18 protein-coding genes and 1 pseudogene are annotated in these 17,945 nt (G+C 58.8%); 8 read left to right on the top strand and 11 right to left on the bottom strand.

Going from position 1 to position 17,945, the window contains the following annotated elements; genetic code table 11:
- The first annotated feature begins 97 nt into the window (after positions 1-97).
- On the top strand, positions 98-2,146 hold the full coding sequence (locus tag OKW39_RS06050; RefSeq protein ID WP_429562269.1) for an ArnT family glycosyltransferase: 2,049 nt from the start codon (positions 98-100) through the stop codon (positions 2,144-2,146).
- Positions 2,147-2,200: 54 nt separating this feature from the next.
- Here OKW39_RS06050 and OKW39_RS06055 read toward each other — a convergent pair whose 3' ends face one another.
- The 4 genes from OKW39_RS06055 to OKW39_RS06070 form a co-directional block, all read right to left on the bottom strand.
- A complete protein-coding gene (locus tag OKW39_RS06055) occupies positions 2,201-2,845 on the bottom strand; it encodes a DUF924 family protein (protein WP_187617966.1) in 645 nt (214 codons plus the stop codon).
- A 242-nt stretch (positions 2,846-3,087) separates the two neighbouring features.
- Positions 3,088-3,492 carry a TetR family transcriptional regulator gene (locus OKW39_RS06060; protein WP_429562270.1) on the bottom strand — a complete coding sequence of 135 codons (405 nt, stop codon included), beginning with the start codon at positions 3,490-3,492 and terminating at the stop codon, positions 3,088-3,090.
- A 20-nt stretch (positions 3,493-3,512) separates the two neighbouring features.
- On the bottom strand, positions 3,513-4,973 hold the full coding sequence (locus OKW39_RS06065; protein ID WP_429361848.1) for an integrase: 1,461 nt from the start codon (positions 4,971-4,973) through the stop codon (positions 3,513-3,515).
- A 356-nt stretch (positions 4,974-5,329) separates the two neighbouring features.
- Complete coding sequence (locus OKW39_RS06070; protein WP_429562271.1) at positions 5,330-5,734, bottom strand: hypothetical protein; 405 nt, start codon at positions 5,732-5,734, stop codon at positions 5,330-5,332.
- A gap of 1,262 nt (positions 5,735-6,996) precedes the next feature.
- Here OKW39_RS06070 and OKW39_RS06075 point away from each other — a divergent pair.
- Entirely contained in the window at positions 6,997-7,491 is a 495-nt protein-coding gene (locus tag OKW39_RS06075) for a hypothetical protein (RefSeq protein ID WP_429361859.1), read from the top strand.
- 364 nt (positions 7,492-7,855) lie between these two features.
- Here OKW39_RS06075 and OKW39_RS06080 read toward each other — a convergent pair whose 3' ends face one another.
- The 4 genes from OKW39_RS06080 to OKW39_RS06095 all read right to left on the bottom strand — a co-directional run bounded on the left by OKW39_RS06080 (position 7,856) and on the right by OKW39_RS06095 (position 10,360).
- The gene (locus OKW39_RS06080; RefSeq protein ID WP_429562272.1) at positions 7,856-8,449 is read right to left on the bottom strand and encodes an RES family NAD+ phosphorylase; all 594 of its coding nucleotides are present in this window, start codon (positions 8,447-8,449) and stop codon (positions 7,856-7,858) included.
- 8 nt (positions 8,450-8,457) lie between these two features.
- Positions 8,458-8,892 carry a hypothetical protein gene (locus tag OKW39_RS06085; protein WP_429361862.1) on the bottom strand — a complete coding sequence of 145 codons (435 nt, stop codon included), beginning with the start codon at positions 8,890-8,892 and terminating at the stop codon, positions 8,458-8,460.
- Positions 8,893-9,155: 263 nt separating this feature from the next.
- Positions 9,156-9,377 (bottom strand): hypothetical protein, encoded by a 222-nt coding sequence (locus tag OKW39_RS06090; protein ID WP_429562273.1) that lies wholly within the window; start codon positions 9,375-9,377, stop codon positions 9,156-9,158.
- 470 nt (positions 9,378-9,847) lie between these two features.
- Positions 9,848-10,360: a hypothetical protein gene (locus OKW39_RS06095; RefSeq protein ID WP_429562274.1), complete on the bottom strand. Its 513-nt coding sequence runs from the start codon at positions 10,358-10,360 to the stop codon at positions 9,848-9,850.
- Positions 10,361-11,650: 1,290 nt separating this feature from the next.
- Here OKW39_RS06095 and OKW39_RS06100 point away from each other — a divergent pair.
- From OKW39_RS06100 to OKW39_RS06125, 6 genes and pseudogenes are all read left to right on the top strand, one after another.
- Positions 11,651-13,030: an IS4 family transposase gene (locus tag OKW39_RS06100; protein WP_429562275.1), complete on the top strand. Its 1,380-nt coding sequence runs from the start codon at positions 11,651-11,653 to the stop codon at positions 13,028-13,030.
- Positions 13,031-13,639: 609 nt separating this feature from the next.
- Positions 13,640-14,005, top strand: a complete 366-nt coding sequence (locus OKW39_RS06105; protein ID WP_429361864.1) for a response regulator — start codon at positions 13,640-13,642, stop codon at positions 14,003-14,005.
- Between the two features lie 375 nt (positions 14,006-14,380).
- Positions 14,381-14,647: pseudogene (locus tag OKW39_RS06110) on the top strand (DUF3331 domain-containing protein); the annotation flags it as partial.
- Positions 14,648-14,794: 147 nt separating this feature from the next.
- The gene (locus OKW39_RS06115) at positions 14,795-15,004 is read left to right on the top strand and encodes a hypothetical protein (protein ID WP_429363743.1); all 210 of its coding nucleotides are present in this window, start codon (positions 14,795-14,797) and stop codon (positions 15,002-15,004) included.
- A complete protein-coding gene (gene hfq, locus OKW39_RS06120; protein ID WP_429361866.1) occupies positions 14,937-15,317 on the top strand; it encodes an RNA chaperone Hfq in 381 nt (126 codons plus the stop codon). Before OKW39_RS06115 ends, hfq begins: the two co-directional genes overlap by 68 nt.
- 54 nt (positions 15,318-15,371) lie before the next feature.
- Positions 15,372-15,596 carry a hypothetical protein gene (locus OKW39_RS06125; protein ID WP_429562276.1) on the top strand — a complete coding sequence of 75 codons (225 nt, stop codon included), beginning with the start codon at positions 15,372-15,374 and terminating at the stop codon, positions 15,594-15,596.
- 466 nt (positions 15,597-16,062) lie between these two features.
- On the opposite strand, the gene phoU is transcribed toward OKW39_RS06125, so the two are convergent.
- The 3 genes from phoU to OKW39_RS06140 all read right to left on the bottom strand — a co-directional run bounded on the left by phoU (position 16,063) and on the right by OKW39_RS06140 (position 17,892).
- Positions 16,063-16,770: a phosphate signaling complex protein PhoU gene (phoU, locus tag OKW39_RS06130; protein WP_429562277.1), complete on the bottom strand. Its 708-nt coding sequence runs from the start codon at positions 16,768-16,770 to the stop codon at positions 16,063-16,065.
- Between the two features lie 496 nt (positions 16,771-17,266).
- Complete coding sequence (locus tag OKW39_RS06135) at positions 17,267-17,602, bottom strand: hypothetical protein (RefSeq protein ID WP_429361868.1); 336 nt, start codon at positions 17,600-17,602, stop codon at positions 17,267-17,269.
- A gap of 86 nt (positions 17,603-17,688) precedes the next feature.
- Positions 17,689-17,892 (bottom strand): cold-shock protein, encoded by a 204-nt coding sequence (locus OKW39_RS06140; protein WP_429361869.1) that lies wholly within the window; start codon positions 17,890-17,892, stop codon positions 17,689-17,691.
- Between the last annotated feature and the right edge of the window lie 53 nt (positions 17,893-17,945).

The following is a 17,945-nucleotide window of genomic DNA, read 5'->3' on the forward strand; positions in this document are numbered from 1 at the left end:
CGGCGCTACAATTGACCAGATCGTATGCATCCGCAGGCGACGTAAGCAAAGCATAAGTACGAGGCCAACGCCGCCGCGTACGCTGACAGAGACTTCCATGCAAGACCAGCAGTCCACGCGCTGGCGCGCGCACAGTGCCAACGCGACGGCCCCGACCTCGGCCGCTCCAGCAGGTGGCGCGCACGAGGCGCTTTCCGCCAGCACCGCGCACCCGTCTGCCGGCGCGCAGAGCCAGCCGGCGGCCGGGGACCCCGCGGCTTCGGCCGCAGCGGTATACAGCGCCGATACCGCCCATCCATCGGGCTCCGCCGTTTCTGCCGACCGCGCAACGCGCGGCCTGCAGCGTTGGCGCGCGCTCGCGGCAATCCGCCCGCTGCTGTGGCTCGTCGCGCTGGCGATCCTGTGCGCGTGGCTCGCCCCCGGCATTCTCGGCCACGAACCGTGGAAGCAGGACGAAACCTACACATTCGGCATCGTCCAGCACATGCTCGCTACCGGCGACCTCGTCGTGCCGACCAATGCCGGCCAGCCCTTCGTCGAAAAGCCGCCGATCTACGATTGGGTCGCCACGGGCCTCGCGTGGATGTTCGGCCGCTATCTGCCGCTGCACGATGCGGCACGGCTCGCGAGCGCGCTGTTCGCGGGCCTGACGGTGTATTACACCGCGCGCGTCGCGCGTCGCGCGGTCGCTGCGTCGAGCTGGTTCGACCTGCGCGTGATCGGCACGCTCGCGCTGTTCGGCGGCACGCTCGTCGTCGTCAAGCACGTGCACGACATGATGACCGACGTCGCGCTGATGGCCGGCGCCGCGCTCGGCTTTTGCGGACTGTTCGAACTCGTACTCGTGCATCTGTGTGACGACCCGCGCGCCGCGTCGTATTTACCGATGCACTCGCAAGCCACCCGGCAGACCGAACCGCTCGATGCCCGCGAGCGGCGTCACGCGATCATCAGCGCCGCGACGATGTTCGGCGCGGGCGTCGGCGTGTCGCTGCTCGCCAAGGGGCTGTTCGTACCGCTCGTGTTCGGCGCCACCACCTGCGCGGCGCTGCTGCTCTATCCCGCATGCCGCAGCCGCGGCTTCGCCGGCGCGCTCGGCCTCGCCGCGCTCGTCTGCGCGCCGTTCGCGCTGATCTGGCCGATCTGCTTCTACCTGCGCTCAGAGGCACTCTTCAAGGTGTGGCTGTGGGATAACAACGTCGGGCGTTTCTTCGGTTTTTCGGTCGCCGAGCTCGGCTCCGAAAACGAGAGCCACCTGTTCGTGCTGCGCACCGTGCTGAGCGTCGGCTTTCCGGTCGTACCGCTCGCGCTGGCCGCGCTCGCCGGTGGCGCCTGGCGGCGCTGGCGCGATCCGCGCGTCGCGTTGCCGGTGCTGTTCGCGGGTATCGGTTTCGCGGTGCTCCAAAGCTCGGCGACGGTTCGCGAGCTATACATCCTGCCGTTCATCGCGCCGCTCGCGCTGGTCGCGATGCAGGGCGTCGAACGTTTGCCGGCGCGCCTGCATACCGGCTGGGATATGACTAGCCGAGTGCTGTTCGGCAGCGCGGCCGCGCTCGTGTGGATCGTCTGGTCGATCATGACGACCCCCGCGAGCACGCATGCGTCGCTGCATCTGCTCGGCCGCTGGCTGCCGCTCGACTGGGTGCTGCCGATTTCGCCCGCGCTGATCGTCGGCGCGCTGCTGCTGACGATCGGCTGGCTGTGGCTATTGCCGTCGTTCAAGTACGCGGGCAAATGGCGCGGCGCGCTCAGCTGGTGCGCGGGCGCGATGCTCGTCTGGGGGCTCGTCAGCACGCTGTTGCTGCCGTGGCTCGACTACGCGAAAAGCTACCGCTCGGTGTTCCGGGACCTCGGCGCGAAGATGGATATTGAATGGAACGACGGCGACTGCATGGCAAGCTCCGGACTCGGCGAATCCGAAGCGCCGATGCTCTTCTACTACACGGGCATCGTGCATCAGCCGAGCGAAGATCCGCGCACGACCGCCTGCACCTGGCTGATCGAGGAAAGCCGCCGCGACAACGCGCGGCCGCCGGCCGGCGAATGGCGGCTGTTCTGGTCCGGTGCGCGACCGGGCGATTCGGATGAACTGTTGCGTGTCTTCGTGCGCACGCCGATGGCGGGCAAGCTGCACGGCGACGAGTAGGGCCGCGCAACGCGTCGCGCCGGCCGAGTGTCTCGCGCGCGCGTCCGCGTCGATTCAGAACGACGAACCGGGCTCGCGCAGGAACGCGATCTCCTCGTCGCTCGATTCACGTCCGAGCAACCCGTTGCGATGTGGAAAGCGGCCAAATCGTTCAATCGCTTTCGCGTGGCGCAGCGCGTACTGATAGTAGCCGTCACCGCCCGGCTCCGCCGCAAGCTGTTTGAACAGACGCAGCGACTCCTGCTGGCTCGCGAGCGTTTCATCGTGCTCGAACGGCAGATACGCGAACGCGCGATGCTGCACGTCCGGCAACAGCCGATCGGCGCCGCTCGCGATGATCCGTTGCGCGGTTTGCAGCGCCTTGCCGTCGGTCGCGAAGGCGCGCGGCGTATTGCGATGGCAGTTGCGGGAAAACTGGTCCAGCACGATGACGAGCGCCAACGCACCCAACGGCGTGCTCTGCCATGCGTCGAGCTCACCCGCGTTCGCCGCATCGATCAGGTTACCGAAACGTTCGCGCAGCATCGTATCGACGGCGTCATCGCGCTTGAACCAGAACTTGCGCTCCGTGCCGCGCTCCGGCGTGCCCGGCGCACCGAACCAGCAGTCGAGAACCTCGCGCGCCCGCGGCGCAAGCGCCGCATAGTCGGCTTCGACCGAGTACGGTGCCGAGGTGGCGTGCGGCGGCGTGTCAGCCATTGCGGTTGCGCATCCCACCGTTCTGAATACTACTCACTATTAGCAAGCTCCAAGCCATTGTATCTAAACGATATTTTACGACTAACAAAAATTATGAGACTGTGCTGCACGGTCCGTCAATCAGCAGTCGTTAGTTCGCAAAATATGAACTATCCGATGGTGTCAGTCTTTCGTCTCTTCGAGACGAGCAGCAGATAGGGGGCCGGGGGAAAGACGACGCCTGTGGCTTTAGCTAACAGGAATTACGATTTTGGCTCTCGCTGTCGAGTAGGCATAGTGAGGACTTTGCCCATTATCTGCGCCTTGAGATAGGTTATCTCTTCGCGCAGCGTTTCGTTAATCGACGTAAGTTTGGCAATGTCAAATTTTGCTACGCGAAGCTCCTCTCTTAAATCCTTGAGAACGGCCTGCGCTTCATACAATGCCGCTGCCTTGGCATCACGCTGCTTACGTGTGGAACGACCAATCTGCGCGCGGATTTCTTCGGCAACGTCGGGGTATGTGTTATGGATGAGGCTCGGATTGACACCCGCCGCAGCGGCGACAGCGGTTATGCTCATCTTTAGCCCTTCGTCCTTGACCCGCTGAATCGCACGCTTCAGTTCATCTTTTGTTTGCTTTCGGTTACGAGGGCGAGACTTGCTCATTGTGGCAGTGCCGCACGGCTTCACGAGAATTGACCCGAGTTGGCGTAAGCTGCAGCTTGTGCCGCAGACGGCAGAGGAACACAAAGGTCGCTTAGCACCGATTCGGAACGTCGTATTGCGCGTTGCGCCTTTTGAACGACTGCCGGCCCGCAATCTGTAATAGCCGCTAACCGCAGATTGTCGAGATGAATCATCTGCCACGTCGTTGCCTGGTCGCGGTCGATGACCCCATGGGAGCACCTGCCACACATGGCGGGGTCATACACTCCTTGCCCGTGGCACCCCTCAGTACCACTTAGGCACCATGCATGGCCCGTACTACGAATATCGACTGCTTCCGCCGTATGCAGCAACAGGTCGTTGATACTTCGGACCGGCGTTGCCCGGGTTTGCATAATTTTTCTGCCAGCGCCGCCACTGAGCGGCGCGTCGGACTGCATCCAGCCTTCCATCAACTCGAGACGAGCCTCAATCCGTTCGTCTTCCAGTTCTCGGTATAGCGCGACGTCCTGATGCGGGTTAGAGGCATAGAGTTCACTCCAAGACATTGACGAGTGCTTTAGCTGCCACATCACGAACACCAAACCCATACGCCCTAGTCGCGAATTGGCCACGTTATACGCAAAGGTACGGCGGCATTGGTGATTTGCCAAGGGCCAGTCCACGCCTGCAGAAACGGCGAGGGATTTGAGCTGGGCGTTGCAAGCCTCCACACTCATCACCTCTACCCGCGACCCACTCCCAAGATGGTCAGTCCGACGTTTATCCAAACCGAGGAACATATGGTGACGAATCTCGCGGATGTGGTTGAGACGCTCGACCGCATCTGCGACCGTCATTCCGTTCTCCAAAACGCCGGTTTCATCGCTCACTCGTCGCAGCTGCGTTCTTAGCCAGCGGGCCTCCGCAGCAAGACGCGCCTGCAACGGCGCAGCGTAACGCTGCAAGATGGTGAGCGCTCGCACTGTCTCTGGCGGCACCAAATACTCTACAAAGCCCTTGCCTGTCTTTGCCTCATATGTACGTACCCAATGGAACGTCACTCCCCGCACAACCTCGCTTCGCCAGCAATCATTGGTGACACACGTGCTTTCGCTATTTCGCATTCCCGACGTAATCTGCGTAAGGTACAACACGACGTCGCGGACTTCGGTAAGCTCACTTGATTGAGCAGAAATCCTCTCGGCGTCTCGGGCCTGAAACAGGGCTTCCGCGTTGTCAAGACCGGCCTCACAATACGCAAACAGGGCTTGTTGCACCGAGCGCGGAATCACAGGCGTTTTGCTGGTACGGGCGGCCGAACTACCATCGTTGACGTTGCATCCGCAGGCACCAGGGAGAGTCTCCCCGCTCCATGGATGCTCCGGAAGCGGATAAAACACCTCCATGGGGAAGTGCCAGACTAAGTCGATAATCTCCAGCTGGAGCCTAATTGTAGTAGGCGCGAGCCTGCGTTTCAGGTCTGTGATGTAGTCCGACATATGCAGTGCGCGGACTTGGCTGAAATAGCAAATCCCCGGCGATGTCAAATGTCGGAGCAAGACGCCCAGTCCTTTTCCAGTTCTCGACACAGAACTTCCTGACCAGGGCTTTCCGAGGGGCCCACGACGGAGTGCGCAATAAAGCGCTGCTTTCGCATCGTCCACTAGGGATTTCGGTGCGTCAGTAGGCCAGATAACTCGATGCTGTGAAGCCTTTCTGTTTTTTGCCTTCGATTCCGATGACAAGACCCAAATGGGGTCCGCAAATCGGCTCACCTGGTATTCTTTACCGAGCCCGTCTGCGACAGCGGTAACGACGACAAGGTCCCGCTCAGCCTGCGACATCCCCGCCAGACTCAGGGGCTGCGCAGACAAGAGTTCGTAGGCCCTAGGACGTTGATGGACAGGAAACCTGACAATTGGCGCCAGGGGCCGTCCAGCGCTCCTTGTTTTGGCTTCGAAAGCTTCAGCGGCCACATTATTAGCGCCCCCAGGCTCCTTTGAGGAGCGGTCATGAACGCGTCGGCGTTCAGTGTTCTTGCTGCGAGCCATACCAGCGCAAGCGAGCGGCCGCGCTCGTCGCGATTGAGGCAAAAAACCAACGATTCGACTCGCTGCTGACAGCAGAAGTGACGCCGCGCCCGGTGCTTCATACAGCCAACGACCTCGTCATTCCGAAAGCCGCTGGGTTCGCTGGCGTGGCCGTCGTAGTAACGCTCCCATTCCGCCCTCTCGTCGTCTTCTGCTGTCTCTTCCACCATCGTCCCGGCAGAAATACTTCTTTTCGTCTACTCGCGCGTATCATTGTCTCTAGCGAATATGGAAAAGCATCCTTATAAGGAAAGATGTAAATTTGTAGATTCGAGTTGGAATGGATTTTGCGTTGAGGGTGGACCATACCATTTGACTTCGTGTTAGAGGTCACATTTATCATTCGTGAATTGAATACAATGATGCTGTGCCTCTAATTGGCACGTGTTGGAACGCCGGCCGCTGTAAGCTCGCTCTTCGCGGTGAGGGCCTTTCGATTTCCGCAGTCTCAAAACATATTTGACCTATGTTCCCAGCGATTAGCGCTTCGGGAGGGGAGCCGTATGTCGGCGGACACAGACGAAAAACACCTGAACCTAATCTTTAGGAAGGTGCCTCTACTTGAAGGGATTCATCGTAACGATGTTTAATTTGGTTCTAGGTTTATCTGCATGACCTTTTAGCAGGGGAGCTGGAAAATGGGCTTCATGTGTTGGACTTTGACATTTGTCGTCGCGCCGATATTGCTGCCATTCCTTGGCGCGTTCTGGGTGGGGCGCTTATTTCCAGGGCCGCCCACGTCAAGAAAGAGTCCGGGCTTGTTCGCTATCGTTCTTGGACTGCCTTGGCTAGCAGCTGGATGGGCGTCAGGTGGTTGGTATGAACTCTTTGACCGCTGCTCGAAGACTCATCTTTTTTCGGCACAGATTGAAGCCTTGTGTGTCTTGGAAGTCGTGTTGCTCTTCATTTCGATTGGAACCGCGGTTACTGGAATAGCAAGAGAGCCGTGGGGTGATGGTGGCCGGCGCGAATTCACTGCTTTCACTGTTGCCTTGACTTTTGTCTCTGCTGCTGTCTTTACGTACGTCCATTGGACCTATGCAGCTATGTAGTGCTTCCTGTCGGCTACGAAGTGTTTGAGCTGATGAAGGCCGCTGCACCTTGGGAGGAGGCTGCCGCTAAGACAAATAATGAGAGCAAGAGGGTCCTAAGAAACGCGCTACCGCCTCACCAGAGAAGTTAAGGCGGCGGAGAAGGGAGCCCTCACGGAGTCGCCACCGGATTTCTGGAAACTGCCTCCTTGCGTGTTTATATAATACTCTCCGCGCAGAATCTCGCGGGGTGGCCTAAATTGGAGGAATTCGGCTCTTCAACCAACTGCCCTCGTGAAATTAGTGAGCCCTTTTCCCTGTAGACGTTTGACGATTCATATCTCCGGGCTGTTCCTGCTCGGCCATCGGGTGAACACATTATGGGCCATCCGAGAGAGTCGTTGCTCATGCTTCTTTTGGCGGCAGCCGAATCGACCAAACGAAACGAGGGCATGCGCGAGCTAAACCGGGTGCAGGTAGACAAGAGCACCCGCTCGTTGCTGCAGTTAGCGGTCGAGCGACTGAGGACCGTGCTGAAGACCGTTGATTACAAATACGACGCTTGTCGCGTCACTACCTTTCAGACCTTTTTGGCTCGCTGGGTGGAGCACATCCCCGTAGCCAATCAGCCCACGTACAAGCAGACTCTGCAATTGATGGCTGGTGGGGAAAACCTGTCGGCGCGGACGTACGAAACTGGTCACTGGGAACCGGTGGCTACTTCGCTCGCTGATTTGCGAGAGCGGCGACCGGATACCGAGTGGCCCCAGCCCTTGTCGCGTCTAGTAAGACCATCACATTTAAGGTGCTCGATTTTTGACGAAGAAACCGGTCAGTCAACCAACCCTGGCGCGAAAAAATGCTCGGCCTATTTCAGAGTTCAACGCCATTGCTGATAGGTCTATCTCGCGACGACCCGAATCTGCGGAGTGTTCTTGCCGACGTGAAAAGGTCTCGCGTGTTGCTTGGCTCTGGACATCTGTATTGGGCAACCCCGCTTTACAAGCGCGGAGACGCCGATAAATCTTTGTGGGAAAACCATGGCGTCTGGTGCGACAAAGTCGCAAGCTACGTGGACGTAACAAAGCTTCTGATGGCAGTTTGCAAAAAATCGTCCGAGCTCCCTCACGAAATCAAAACTCAGCTGACGATGACATCAGTATTCAGCGGCCCGCGAGGGGGAGGTGTTGGTCGTCCAGCAACAACTGACCACAAAGTAGATACACCGACGAACGCCGCTGACTCCCGCACGCTGTCCGACTAACTCGGCGTGACATTGAAATCAACGAGGACGTTCGCTGAGCCCGCATACTTCGGGAACGGCGTCGCGCTTGTCATGTGAACCTTTGACTTCGCCCGGTCCTCAAACAGAACAACAGCCTGTTCCGTGTTCAAGTGGCGAGAGACATACAAAATCCCGTCGACTTTCTTGGGGTGCGCGTACACCGCCTGTCCCCACGCCTGCGGGACATCGTACGGCAGAACTGTCGATAACGAACCGTCGCCGCCTAGCCGCTTAAGAGGGATACCGCACAGCTTTGCCAACACAACTGAACTGCCGTCGAATGTAATGACGAAACGACGGCCAAGTTCATAACTTGGTATCAAAAATCCATTCACCGGGTCAGCGACTTCGTTGTGCAGAACAGTTTCGGCGAAAGCACAGTGCAACGTAAAGCCCATGTAGCTTGTCCCGTACACGCACGTAGAATCATCAAACCGGTTGGCGCCGGTGTGACCGAAAAACGGCTCATTGACGTTTTTCGGGGAAATGCGGATGAACTTGGTTGGGTCGAACGTTTCCGTCTCTAGATTAGCACTGGGGAATTTTTGTGGATTGGGCGCGCTCAGCAAGGAACCCCCTAGCACTCAACATATGCTCGGGCGGCCCGCTTCACACGTTCCACCTGACCCTCCCGAAGCGCCTCGAGCGGTGCGACACCCCCGAGCGACCCGTTCTTCGCCGTGAAGAAATGCCACTTGCTCCAACCGTGCAATTCTCCAAGCAGTGTACTGACCGCGGCCAGCTCTCGCGGGTCGATTAAAGGGTCCAAGTAAAATGCGGGCGCGAAGGTCCGCTGGTCAATGTTAACAGTGAAGAAGCGCTGCGCGTCTGCTAGGGCGAGTTCAGGAGCCCGCGCAACCCATTTGTCCCTGATTTTTTCGACAGGCAAGAGCTTGCCGTCCTCGACGAGCTTGCGCCGCAAGGGCTGTGCCGCAGCTTCATAAGCATCGAGGTCTAGTGTGCCTAATGATGACCCTAACTCTGATTGCTCATACCATTGAGGACTGTTCATTTTGGCCTCGCGAAGAGGAGTACGGCGCACCGGTCAGACCATCGTACGCGTAATCCCAGTTTCCCGCACCCTGCCGTCAAAAAGCGATACGGGTCAGCCCTGCGTTGGTGCGCTCCCGAACGTATTTTTATACGGCTGTGCGATTTCGTCTCCTGTTCGGTATGCCAGGCCGTGTAGCGACCTGTGCGCCGAATGAACAGCGCGGGCATGCGCGCAGTTTGTCCCCAGACAGGCCGCCGCCCGAGACGCCGGCGCCGGCTTGTTCAGCCTTGGGCCGAACGAACTCTGGTGTTGCGGCTGAGACGTATCTCGACGCGACCGCGACGGGTTTCGTCCAGGAAAACGAGTTCGAAAGCGCTGGCATGGAGCAGTTCCAGCGCAGTCTCCCCGTCGTGCGCCATAACGGCGCGGTGACCAATGCAGTCCAGCAGGAAAGCCAGACTGTCCGCGACGAACTCATTATCGTCGACGACGAGCACATTCATTCAATATCCTTATTACGCGAAGTTCGCGGCGCTGCCAAGAATGCTTCTTATGTAATAAAATATTATTAAATGGCGTTGCCTGTATTTTAGTCTTGCAGATTAATTCATAAGTATATAACCACGGACCCGTTCAGCAGGCGTTTAAATACCTGCCATACGACGCGAAGGAAAAGGTCGACAATGCAACCGGGGACTAATGGAAGCAGCGGAGCCCCAAAGCCCCAGGTCTTCGCTTCGCCTTGTAGTCAAATTTCGGCGTCCGCGCTCTTCCGCTGGCAGATAGTTCTGCTTATCGTCATACGTTAGTTGAATTGATAGTGGAGGTGTTGAAAGACCCGTCGACGTGCAATGGAGGCTGAAACTGGTCACCGCACGGACCGACACTGCTGCGCGTGGGCGAGCTGCGTCCACTGAACCCACAGCCTCAGCTGTCGGGGAACTGTTGAACACGAGCGCATCTCTGTTAGCGTTCAATGCGAACGCCCGTGGCCGCCGCCACCGCCCCAGTAATGGCCGCCGCCCATACCACGCCAGGGGTATCCGTTGCCACCCCAGTCCCCATGACCGCCCCAACCGCCTCGATATCCGTGGCCCCAATAGCCGTGGTGGCCCCAGTAGCCATGGTGGCCCCCGCCGTAACAGCAGCCGCCCCAATAGCCGAAACTCAGTGACACCGATGTTCCCCACCACGCGGGCCAGCCGTAGTACGGATACGCGACGGGGTAATCCGCAGGCATGACGAAGACAGGCGCGGATGGTGCGATATAGGTGTTCGTCGATGCAGATACATCTGACGCGGCCGCACCGGTCGCGGCTACGTCGCTCATCGAGAAAGGATATTGCTGCCGCGGCGCCGCCGCCGGCACCTCGCCGTACGGAACGTAGCCGAAGGGCACGTAGTAGTAGCAACCGGACAGAGCTGCGGACAGGACCACCACCGCAACGACGCCGCCCCCGCGCGACGTTGCGTCCAGCGTTTTCATGACCAGCTCCGGGGTCTGATGCGACGCAACATGCGGCGCGTCTTCAATTAATACGGTTCGTGAGCGTAGGCGAGCAAGCAGGATGCCTATTCGCGAGTGCAAGATTCAGCTTGACCCGAACGGTCGCGAGAGTACGCAGACGCTGCTCTTCGCATCCTTGTAGACGCAACCCGCGCGGAGCGCTTACATGCCGCCTTAGTATCCACCTCCCGTGTCAGGGCGGGCGAGAGGCTGAATCAGAATGTTGCGCCGCCTTAAGAACAACGTGGGGCCCAGATTTGCCCACGATGGGCTGCATGAATAGAACTGGAAATCGCAGACCCATCACCCTGCCGGAAATGCAAGTCGTGAAGAACGGTTCGAAGGTCGCGGAAGCTTTCCCTCGCGAATACCGGACCCCGGGTCCTTAACCGCGGCGACAACATCGCCTTCAGGGTCAAGGCGGGACTGGACTATGCACGGTTCGGGCACCGTTCGTTAAATCTCCTAAGCGAAGTCTGGGGTGTCCATTTAACCGGAGTTAGCGATTTGCCTCTGCGGGCGGCTCAGGAAGGTCGCTCTAAGCTGGGTGGATATCCGCGTTGCCTCCGCCATCCTCCCGGATGACCACAGGACGGGCTGACGAAGCCGCAAGGCCATCGCAGCCATTCCACAGTCCAGCAGCCTGCATCAGTCGGGAACCAAGCCTGAAACTCCTAAGGAACCTAGGGTATTGGGTGCTGGCGTGGGACCTTCCGTTGCCCCTGTCTACGCTCAACTCCGGTTAAATGGACACCCCAGAGCGAAGTTATACGCCCGTATAACCAGGTAACGCCAACGCGGTATCGACATATCCGACCGCATAGTAGATTTGCCGTTCGGCAAAACCTACTCTTCTCTCATCGAGACAGCGTTGCCGTTATGACAGTGCAAACTCGCGGTTCGGCCCGACCACGACATCGCCTTTTGGGTGGCCCGACCCGTTCGCTCTTTTAACGTCTTCAAGGATTCATCGTGTCAGCTGTTTTGCACAACTGGATATATATCGGCAGTAACGCGTATGCGGAGTACACGTTCGTGCCGTGGCTTGACAGGAACATCTATCGCCGTACCGTCGACCTCTCCGCAATATGCATTCAGTAGCCGCAAGTCAGGGATTATTCAACCTCTAGCCAGAATGGCACTTACTTAAGCCTACATGGAGGAGAAGACGCGGGTAAGTGCTTGAAGAGAAAGGGAGGGGGCTGATCCAGGGATTGATACGATGGTTGTTACCAGGCAAACACCGTCTCATTCCAAAGATCAGCCCCCATGGATCGTAATGCACGAAGTCATCACAGGCAAACACGAAGCAGGGTTCAAAGCCGGGCGTGCAGGGCCCAGGCGGTAGACTACTTCAACATACTGACGAGCCCGGGGCTGTTGGGCATAACGGAAGCGTATTTGCCAGAACATCGGGAACGGCTGTATCCGCCGACGGTGACACTGTCGATGTTCATGCGCCAGGCGCTGGAAGAGGACGCCTCCTGTCAGAAGGCAGTCAACGGGTGGGCGGCGCAGCGAGCTGCCGACGGGCTGCGGCCCATGAGTGTGCGTACGGGAGGCTACTGCCGCGCTCGCCAGAGACTGCCGCTGACGATGGTGCGGGAGTTGGCGCGCGAGACGGGGCGCCAACTGCATGAGCAGGCCGAGCCTGCCTGGAAGTGGCGCGGGCGCCCGGTCAAGCTGGTTGACGGCACCGGGATCTCGATGCCCGATACGACGCCGTCGAACCAGGCCCGTTTCCCGCAGTCCAGTGCTCAGGCCGAAGGAGTGGGCTTTCCATTGGCCTATCTGGTTGCGGTGATCTGTCTGGCAAGCGGCGCAGTACTGGAGTCGGCGGTCGGAACTTACGCGGGCAAAGGCAGCGGGGAGCTGACGGCGTTTCGCATGCTGCAAGGCACGTTTCGCAAAGGTGACGTGATCGTCGCCGATGCCTTGTACTGCCACTACTTTCTGATGGCCTCAATGATCGCCGCCGGGGTGGACGTCGTGATGGAACAGCATGGGGCACGCCGCACCGACTTTCGGCGAGGCCGGTCCCTGGGCACGCGCGATCACATTGTGACGTGGCCCAAACCCCGGCAGCGTCCTGACTGGATGACGCATGAGCAGTACCAGGCCTTCCCCGATGAACTGATGGTGCGCGAGTCCAGGCTGCATCACCGGGTGCTGGTCACCACGATGCTTGATGCACGCAAGACCAGCAAACAGGACCTCTCGCAGTTGTACGCCAGGCGCTGGAACGTGGAACTGGATCTACGTAACATCAAGACGACGATGGGCATGGATGTGCTGCATTGCCAGACTGCCCACATGAACGAAAAGGAGATCTGGGTCCATCTGCTGGCCTACAACGTGATTCGGCTGCTGATGGCTCAGGCCGCCAGTCACCATGCCACTGACCCGAGAACACTGAGTTTCAAACACACGGTGCAGTTATGGACTGAATGGCTGGCCAGAGGTCTGACGGCAACTCACAACCAGAGTCTCCTGTTCAACCTGATCACGCAGTCTTGCGTTGGGAGTCGCCCCGGTCGCATCGAACCACGAATGCGCAAACGAAGACCGAAGTCCTACCCATGGCTGAAAGAGCCTCGTCACATCGCACGTGAGCGCGTCCAAAAATATGGGCACGCTCCACGGGCTTAAGTAAGTGCCATTCCCTCTAGCCACGTACTGTGAAGCTCTGTTGTGCAGGTTGTTGACATTCCAACGTCTTCCGGCACTGACGCACCGCGCGGAGGCACGCTACCGAAAGACCTTGGCGAGCCACCAATGGCCGCAAAGCGCAAGTCTGCATTGAGGATGCATCACCCCATGGGGAATTCCGACTCTACGCGAAAACCTCAAAACACGGCTCGCGCCCATTGCCACCGCACTGACGGAAGAACTCGCGGCGCTGTTGGCAGCCGCTCTCGACGACGGAAGAAAACGGACGCTCGACCGTCTGTCGCAGGCGCTAAGCGACGCGGTCCCAGAGTTTCTGCTAGAGGCGTTTGAACAGAAAATGCTCGCAGCCGGAAAGTCAGCGTCGGAATGTCGGCCATCGCTTGTCGCGGTAAGGCGCGCGAGTCAGGCTGCACCCACCGGGCAAGCATGCGCACCTGATGAAGACGTTAGCACAGACTGTGCTGTCGGCGGCGTCAGCTGCCGCGAGAACGCTCCCGTCCAACGCACTGCTTTCAACGCGTGCGAGCAGCGGAATAGCTGTTGCCGGCAAACAGACGAAGTGAAAGACCACCGCTTCGGGGGCGGGTCATGGTGATGGTGTTACTGGTCGATGACGACATGAGCCTGCTTCAGGCGCTTGAAACGTTGATTTGCGGAGAAGGTTACGAGGTAATGACTGCGTTGAACGGGGATGAGGAACTGCAGGCAGCACGCCGAAGGCGCCCTGACATCGTGGTTTCGGATTTCATGATGCCGGTCATGGACGGGCCCACCCTCATAGGTGCGCTCGCGGCCGAGCCGGACTTCGCAACTATTCCTGTCCTTCTAAACTCAGCGGTGGCGACACCACCGGCCCACCTGCAGGTGGCGGCATTTCTCAGAAAGCCAGTCGCGGCCCCGCGCCTGCTCGAACTGCTTCGACTGCACAGTCACAGTAAGGCCCAATCGCTGTGACTGGTCACTTCGATATACCGCCAATGGAAAGCCATTCCTGCCTCCATCGGGGAGTACCGCATTTTCGAAGAAAGCGCAGCCGCCGGAAACAGTGCTAAAGGGAGGAAGACGATGTTGAACGCTGAACCGAATACGGGCTCCACCATCCTGTCAGAGAGTGGCTCCAATCGTACGTCTATTGTCCCCGCGCTGCCTTCAGCCCACTATCCGTCGCCGCACCGGCCGGGCCGGCTCGCCCAGTCAAAGTCCGCTTGCGGCACTTCGTCGCCGAATGGCATGGACCCCTGGGCATCGACGCTCGCAGCCATCCATCGATTTTCTTCCCCGCCAGACCCGATGCGAACTGCTCCGGACCTGTCCGGCCGTCCCCGCTCCATGGGCGAGCCGTTCCGTCCCCGGCAGACGGGCGGCGGCGACGTGCGACCCTTCACTGTGACCGTAGTTGAGGAACTGTCCAATTGTCTCTTCGTGCTGCGCTGGCGTGACGCGACGCTTTGCAACTACGAAGAGCAGGTCTGGGCGGCGTGTCTCGCTCGCGCGTCAGGGTGTTGCGCCCTATCCGGCAAGCATATCAATCTGGGCGACTCAGTCTACCGTCCCCGAGTCCGCGGACGAGTCATACCACTTAACAGAGACGCAATGATTCTCGCCAGCGAGCTGGTCAAAGCCCGCACAGGTGCCGGACACGCGCTGGAGTTAATGTATGTTGGACTCGGACTCGCTAAAAGCATCCCCAGAACACAGGCGGTCTCAGGGTGCTCACTACCGCCTGACCACAGGAGATTCAATATGAAACTTGAGGCAGCCACGTTCGTGCGACTACGCCGTCTCGCCCCGGTTCTCGACGACATTCTCAGCACAGGCGAGGTCGACCACGCAGACCAGGCCGTAGGCCTTGATTCGCTCGCCCAGCTATGCTCACAGCTCTTCGATGCATACCGCGGCCAACATCCGGGCGAGATTGCGCAAGTGCGACTCGACGCCCTTGAGTCGCTGTAACGCACCGCTTAGGGACTGGCTCGCGGCTTCAGGTATCGCCGGTAGAATCAAAGAACCTATCGCTTTGACCCAGAATACGACCGTACCTCCATGCGTACAGGACGATTTTCTGCAGACGCTCGCAAAGGACAAGACCACCGTAAGCGTGTTCCTCGTGAACGGTATCAGACTGAGTGGCCAACTGGCCGGCTTTGACCAGTTTGCAGTTCTGTTGGAGTCTGGCCCAGGCGTGCAACCTGTTTTCAAACATGCCATTCCGACCGTGATGCCGGTCAATGGCAGGGCCCCGGCCGCGGTTCCGGCTCGGCGGTGAGTCGGGACAAGCCGAACAACTTGTGAGTTCGCGTCCGATGAGAATTGTCATGACATGCTGTGGTCTACGCTTGACGTGCGCATAGCCGAAGCCGCAACCGAATTTCTGCAACAAGGTTTTTCACTCGCCAACACCGCCTGCGAAAACGTGCAAAAAGCCACGAAGCAGGCAGTCGATGTCGCGCAAGGTAACCTGAGCGCCGCAACGAAAGCGGCATCGGAGGTAGCCGAAGCGGCTGAACAGGCAATCGAGAAAGCGGCGAAGGCGGCAAAGCAGTAATTTGAAGAACCTCTGAAACCGCGTTGTCGCACGGCGCGGTAACGAGCTTGGCCACACTGCGATGTGGCCACCACCGGACAAGCCGTACCGATGGTGGCCACGATTCGGATGGAAGTACTCGCCTCGATGGAGGCGAGGCAGCGAAATCCGCTGGTAAAGGCAGAAAAAGCAAGAGCCCTTACACGCCGCAAAACGTTGATGTCGCAATCAACCGTCTTGAACGGGTCGTGCTCGGAAAACAGTCAGATTCGTTCTTCCCCAGAGCCTATTTGCATGAGCGAGTCATTCAGGCGTTCGCGACACCCGGACTCAATCCAGTCCAACAGCAGCGACTGGAACGACTGCTTGAGCGCATCAGCGCTTCTGTGCCTTGAACCGCCGCCCCGGGGCGTCACCGCCTGTCCTATTGATGCCCCCACATTTCGACAATCAGACTGCTGCGGCGGCTGCATTTCCTGCTCGCGTCTTAACTACCCGAGGCGTCGCGCTCAAGCTGTGCTTGCGATACATGGCGGACATCGGCACCCTTGACAGCGTAGACCACAAATTCGGCGATGTTCTTCGCGTGGTCGCCGATGCGTTCGATGGCCTTCGCTATGAACAGGTAGTCCAGTCCAATCGAGATGGTTCGAGGGTCTCCCGTCATGTATGTGACGAGCTTGCGCACGAATGCTCGAAACTCGTTATCGATGGCTTTGTCATCCCGGACAATCTGTGCGGCGGCCACCGCATCCATCCGCGCAAATGCATCCAGCGCTCTGCGCAGGAGGTGTAAGGCCATTTCGCCGGAGACCCTGATTTCTGCGATGTTGAGCTCTCGGGCAACGCCATCCCGATGGATTCGGCGCATACGCTTTACCAGCTTTCGCGCCTCGTCGCCCGCGCGCTCGAGGTTCGTAATGCACTTCGAAGTGGCCATCAGGAATCGCAGGTCACGAGCGGCGGGCTGTCGACGCGCAATGATTTGGCTGACTTCTTCGTCGATTGCGATTTCCATCGCATTGAGGCGACGTTCGCCCTCGAGGACGTTGTCCACGAGCGCCGGGTCGAAGTCGTTCAGAACCGCCAGCGCGTGTGCCGTCTGTGATTCCACGAGTCCGCCCATTTCGAGCAGCTTCGATGAAAGGAGGTCAAGGTCCGCCTCGAACCTGCTGGAAAGGTGCTTTTCCGACATGTTCGATTCTCCAAAAAAACGCCAGTGACGTCGTTGTCGTTGCCTGCCGTGTCCGCCTCGCGAAAATGCGTTCACTCGTCCCGGCCCCAGCGTCCCATTGCGGTCTAGTTCCACGTCGTCATAACAGGACAAAAACCGTATATACCGTTTCATCATACGCTTCGCATTTGAATGCAGACAACAACAAACGTTGCGTATCTAATGCACTTTATCCTCATCGCGCTCCGATGTACGTGCTCACAGACTTCGGAGGTCAGGCTACGGGTAACATGCTGACCTAGGCGGCCTTTCCTTTGTCATCTGCTCTACCGTCGGGGCGAGCCGTTCGTGCGCACGCCGAATGGTAGACGGTGGAAGTACACCTGCATCCAATTACGCCACCCGGGGACAATCGCAGCGCACTGGCACCGCTAGCTGCGAAGTCGCATCGCCGTTCCGTTGCCGTATTCACGGACGCTATCCGTCTCCCGCGACAACAGGGGCACGCCAGCGTCATTCACTCGTTGAAGAGGTCGCGGCACGGCCCGCCATATCGAACGTCGAGTGATGACTCGTCCTTGAAAACAAGTCGCTTTAGAATTCCGGAATCCTGAACTTTTTGAACCGCGTCCCGCTTCACGAAGACGCCTGGACGTTCATCGGGCAGAACCAGCTGCATCAGCGGACCGTACTTTTGCATGGCGTGGAAGAAGCTGGACTCCAATGAAGGTTCTATCACACCCAGCCAGTAAACCAGGGCTGCGCTGGGATTTTTGGCGTCGCGTTCGAGAAAGCGCAACGTCTTCCGGGTGGCGAGGCAGGACGAGGGTTCGGTATGCGGCACATCGTGCATGCGGGTCTCCAGCTGGTTGTCCGTACGTTTTGCGAAATGGACCGCATAACGGCCCATTCATCGCGACGAGGCGAGCGTCGGGCTTGTTACAGCGGCTTGATGTTGGCAGCCTGCTTGCCCTTCGACCCCTGCTTTACGTCGAAGCTGACCTTCTGACTCTCTTGCAATGATTTGAAGCCGCTGCCCTGAACCTCAGAGAAGTGGGCGAACAGGTCTTCTCCGCCGTCGTCCGGCGTGCTAAAGCCGAAGCCCTTGGCGTCGTTGAACCACTTTACTGTTCCGGTTGCCATATTCATTCCACAAAAGTTTGATGTCGCATTCGCGTTTGCTGGATTTCACAGCG

This window comes from Paraburkholderia sp. MM6662-R1, assembly GCF_050436245.1.
GTDB classification, from domain to species: Bacteria; Pseudomonadota; Gammaproteobacteria; order Burkholderiales; family Burkholderiaceae; genus Paraburkholderia; species Paraburkholderia tuberum.

Coding starts and splice junctions, on each gene's coding strand:
- OKW39_RS06050 (WP_429562269.1), top strand. CDS start 98: ATGCAAGACCAGCAGTCCACGCGCTGGCGCGCGCACAGTGCCAACGCG.
- OKW39_RS06055 (WP_187617966.1), bottom strand. CDS start 2,845: ATGGCTGACACGCCGCCGCACGCCACCTCGGCACCGTACTCGGTCGAA.
- OKW39_RS06060 (WP_429562270.1), bottom strand. CDS start 3,492: ATGAGCAAGTCTCGCCCTCGTAACCGAAAGCAAACAAAAGATGAACTG.
- OKW39_RS06065 (WP_429361848.1), bottom strand. CDS start 4,973: ATGTCGGACTACATCACAGACCTGAAACGCAGGCTCGCGCCTACTACA.
- OKW39_RS06070 (WP_429562271.1), bottom strand. CDS start 5,734: ATGGTGGAAGAGACAGCAGAAGACGACGAGAGGGCGGAATGGGAGCGT.
- OKW39_RS06085 (WP_429361862.1), bottom strand. CDS start 8,892: ATGAACAGTCCTCAATGGTATGAGCAATCAGAGTTAGGGTCATCATTA.
- OKW39_RS06090 (WP_429562273.1), bottom strand. CDS start 9,377: ATGAATGTGCTCGTCGTCGACGATAATGAGTTCGTCGCGGACAGTCTG.
- OKW39_RS06095 (WP_429562274.1), bottom strand. CDS start 10,360: ATGAAAACGCTGGACGCAACGTCGCGCGGGGGCGGCGTCGTTGCGGTG.
- OKW39_RS06100 (WP_429562275.1), top strand. CDS start 11,651: ATGGATCGTAATGCACGAAGTCATCACAGGCAAACACGAAGCAGGGTT.
- OKW39_RS06105 (WP_429361864.1), top strand. CDS start 13,640: ATGGTGATGGTGTTACTGGTCGATGACGACATGAGCCTGCTTCAGGCG.
- OKW39_RS06115 (WP_429363743.1), top strand. CDS start 14,795: ATGAAACTTGAGGCAGCCACGTTCGTGCGACTACGCCGTCTCGCCCCG.
- hfq (WP_429361866.1), top strand. CDS start 14,937: ATGCATACCGCGGCCAACATCCGGGCGAGATTGCGCAAGTGCGACTCG.
- OKW39_RS06125 (WP_429562276.1), top strand. CDS start 15,372: ATGCTGTGGTCTACGCTTGACGTGCGCATAGCCGAAGCCGCAACCGAA.
- phoU (WP_429562277.1), bottom strand. CDS start 16,770: ATGTCGGAAAAGCACCTTTCCAGCAGGTTCGAGGCGGACCTTGACCTC.
- OKW39_RS06135 (WP_429361868.1), bottom strand. CDS start 17,602: ATGCACGATGTGCCGCATACCGAACCCTCGTCCTGCCTCGCCACCCGG.
- OKW39_RS06140 (WP_429361869.1), bottom strand. CDS start 17,892: ATGGCAACCGGAACAGTAAAGTGGTTCAACGACGCCAAGGGCTTCGGC.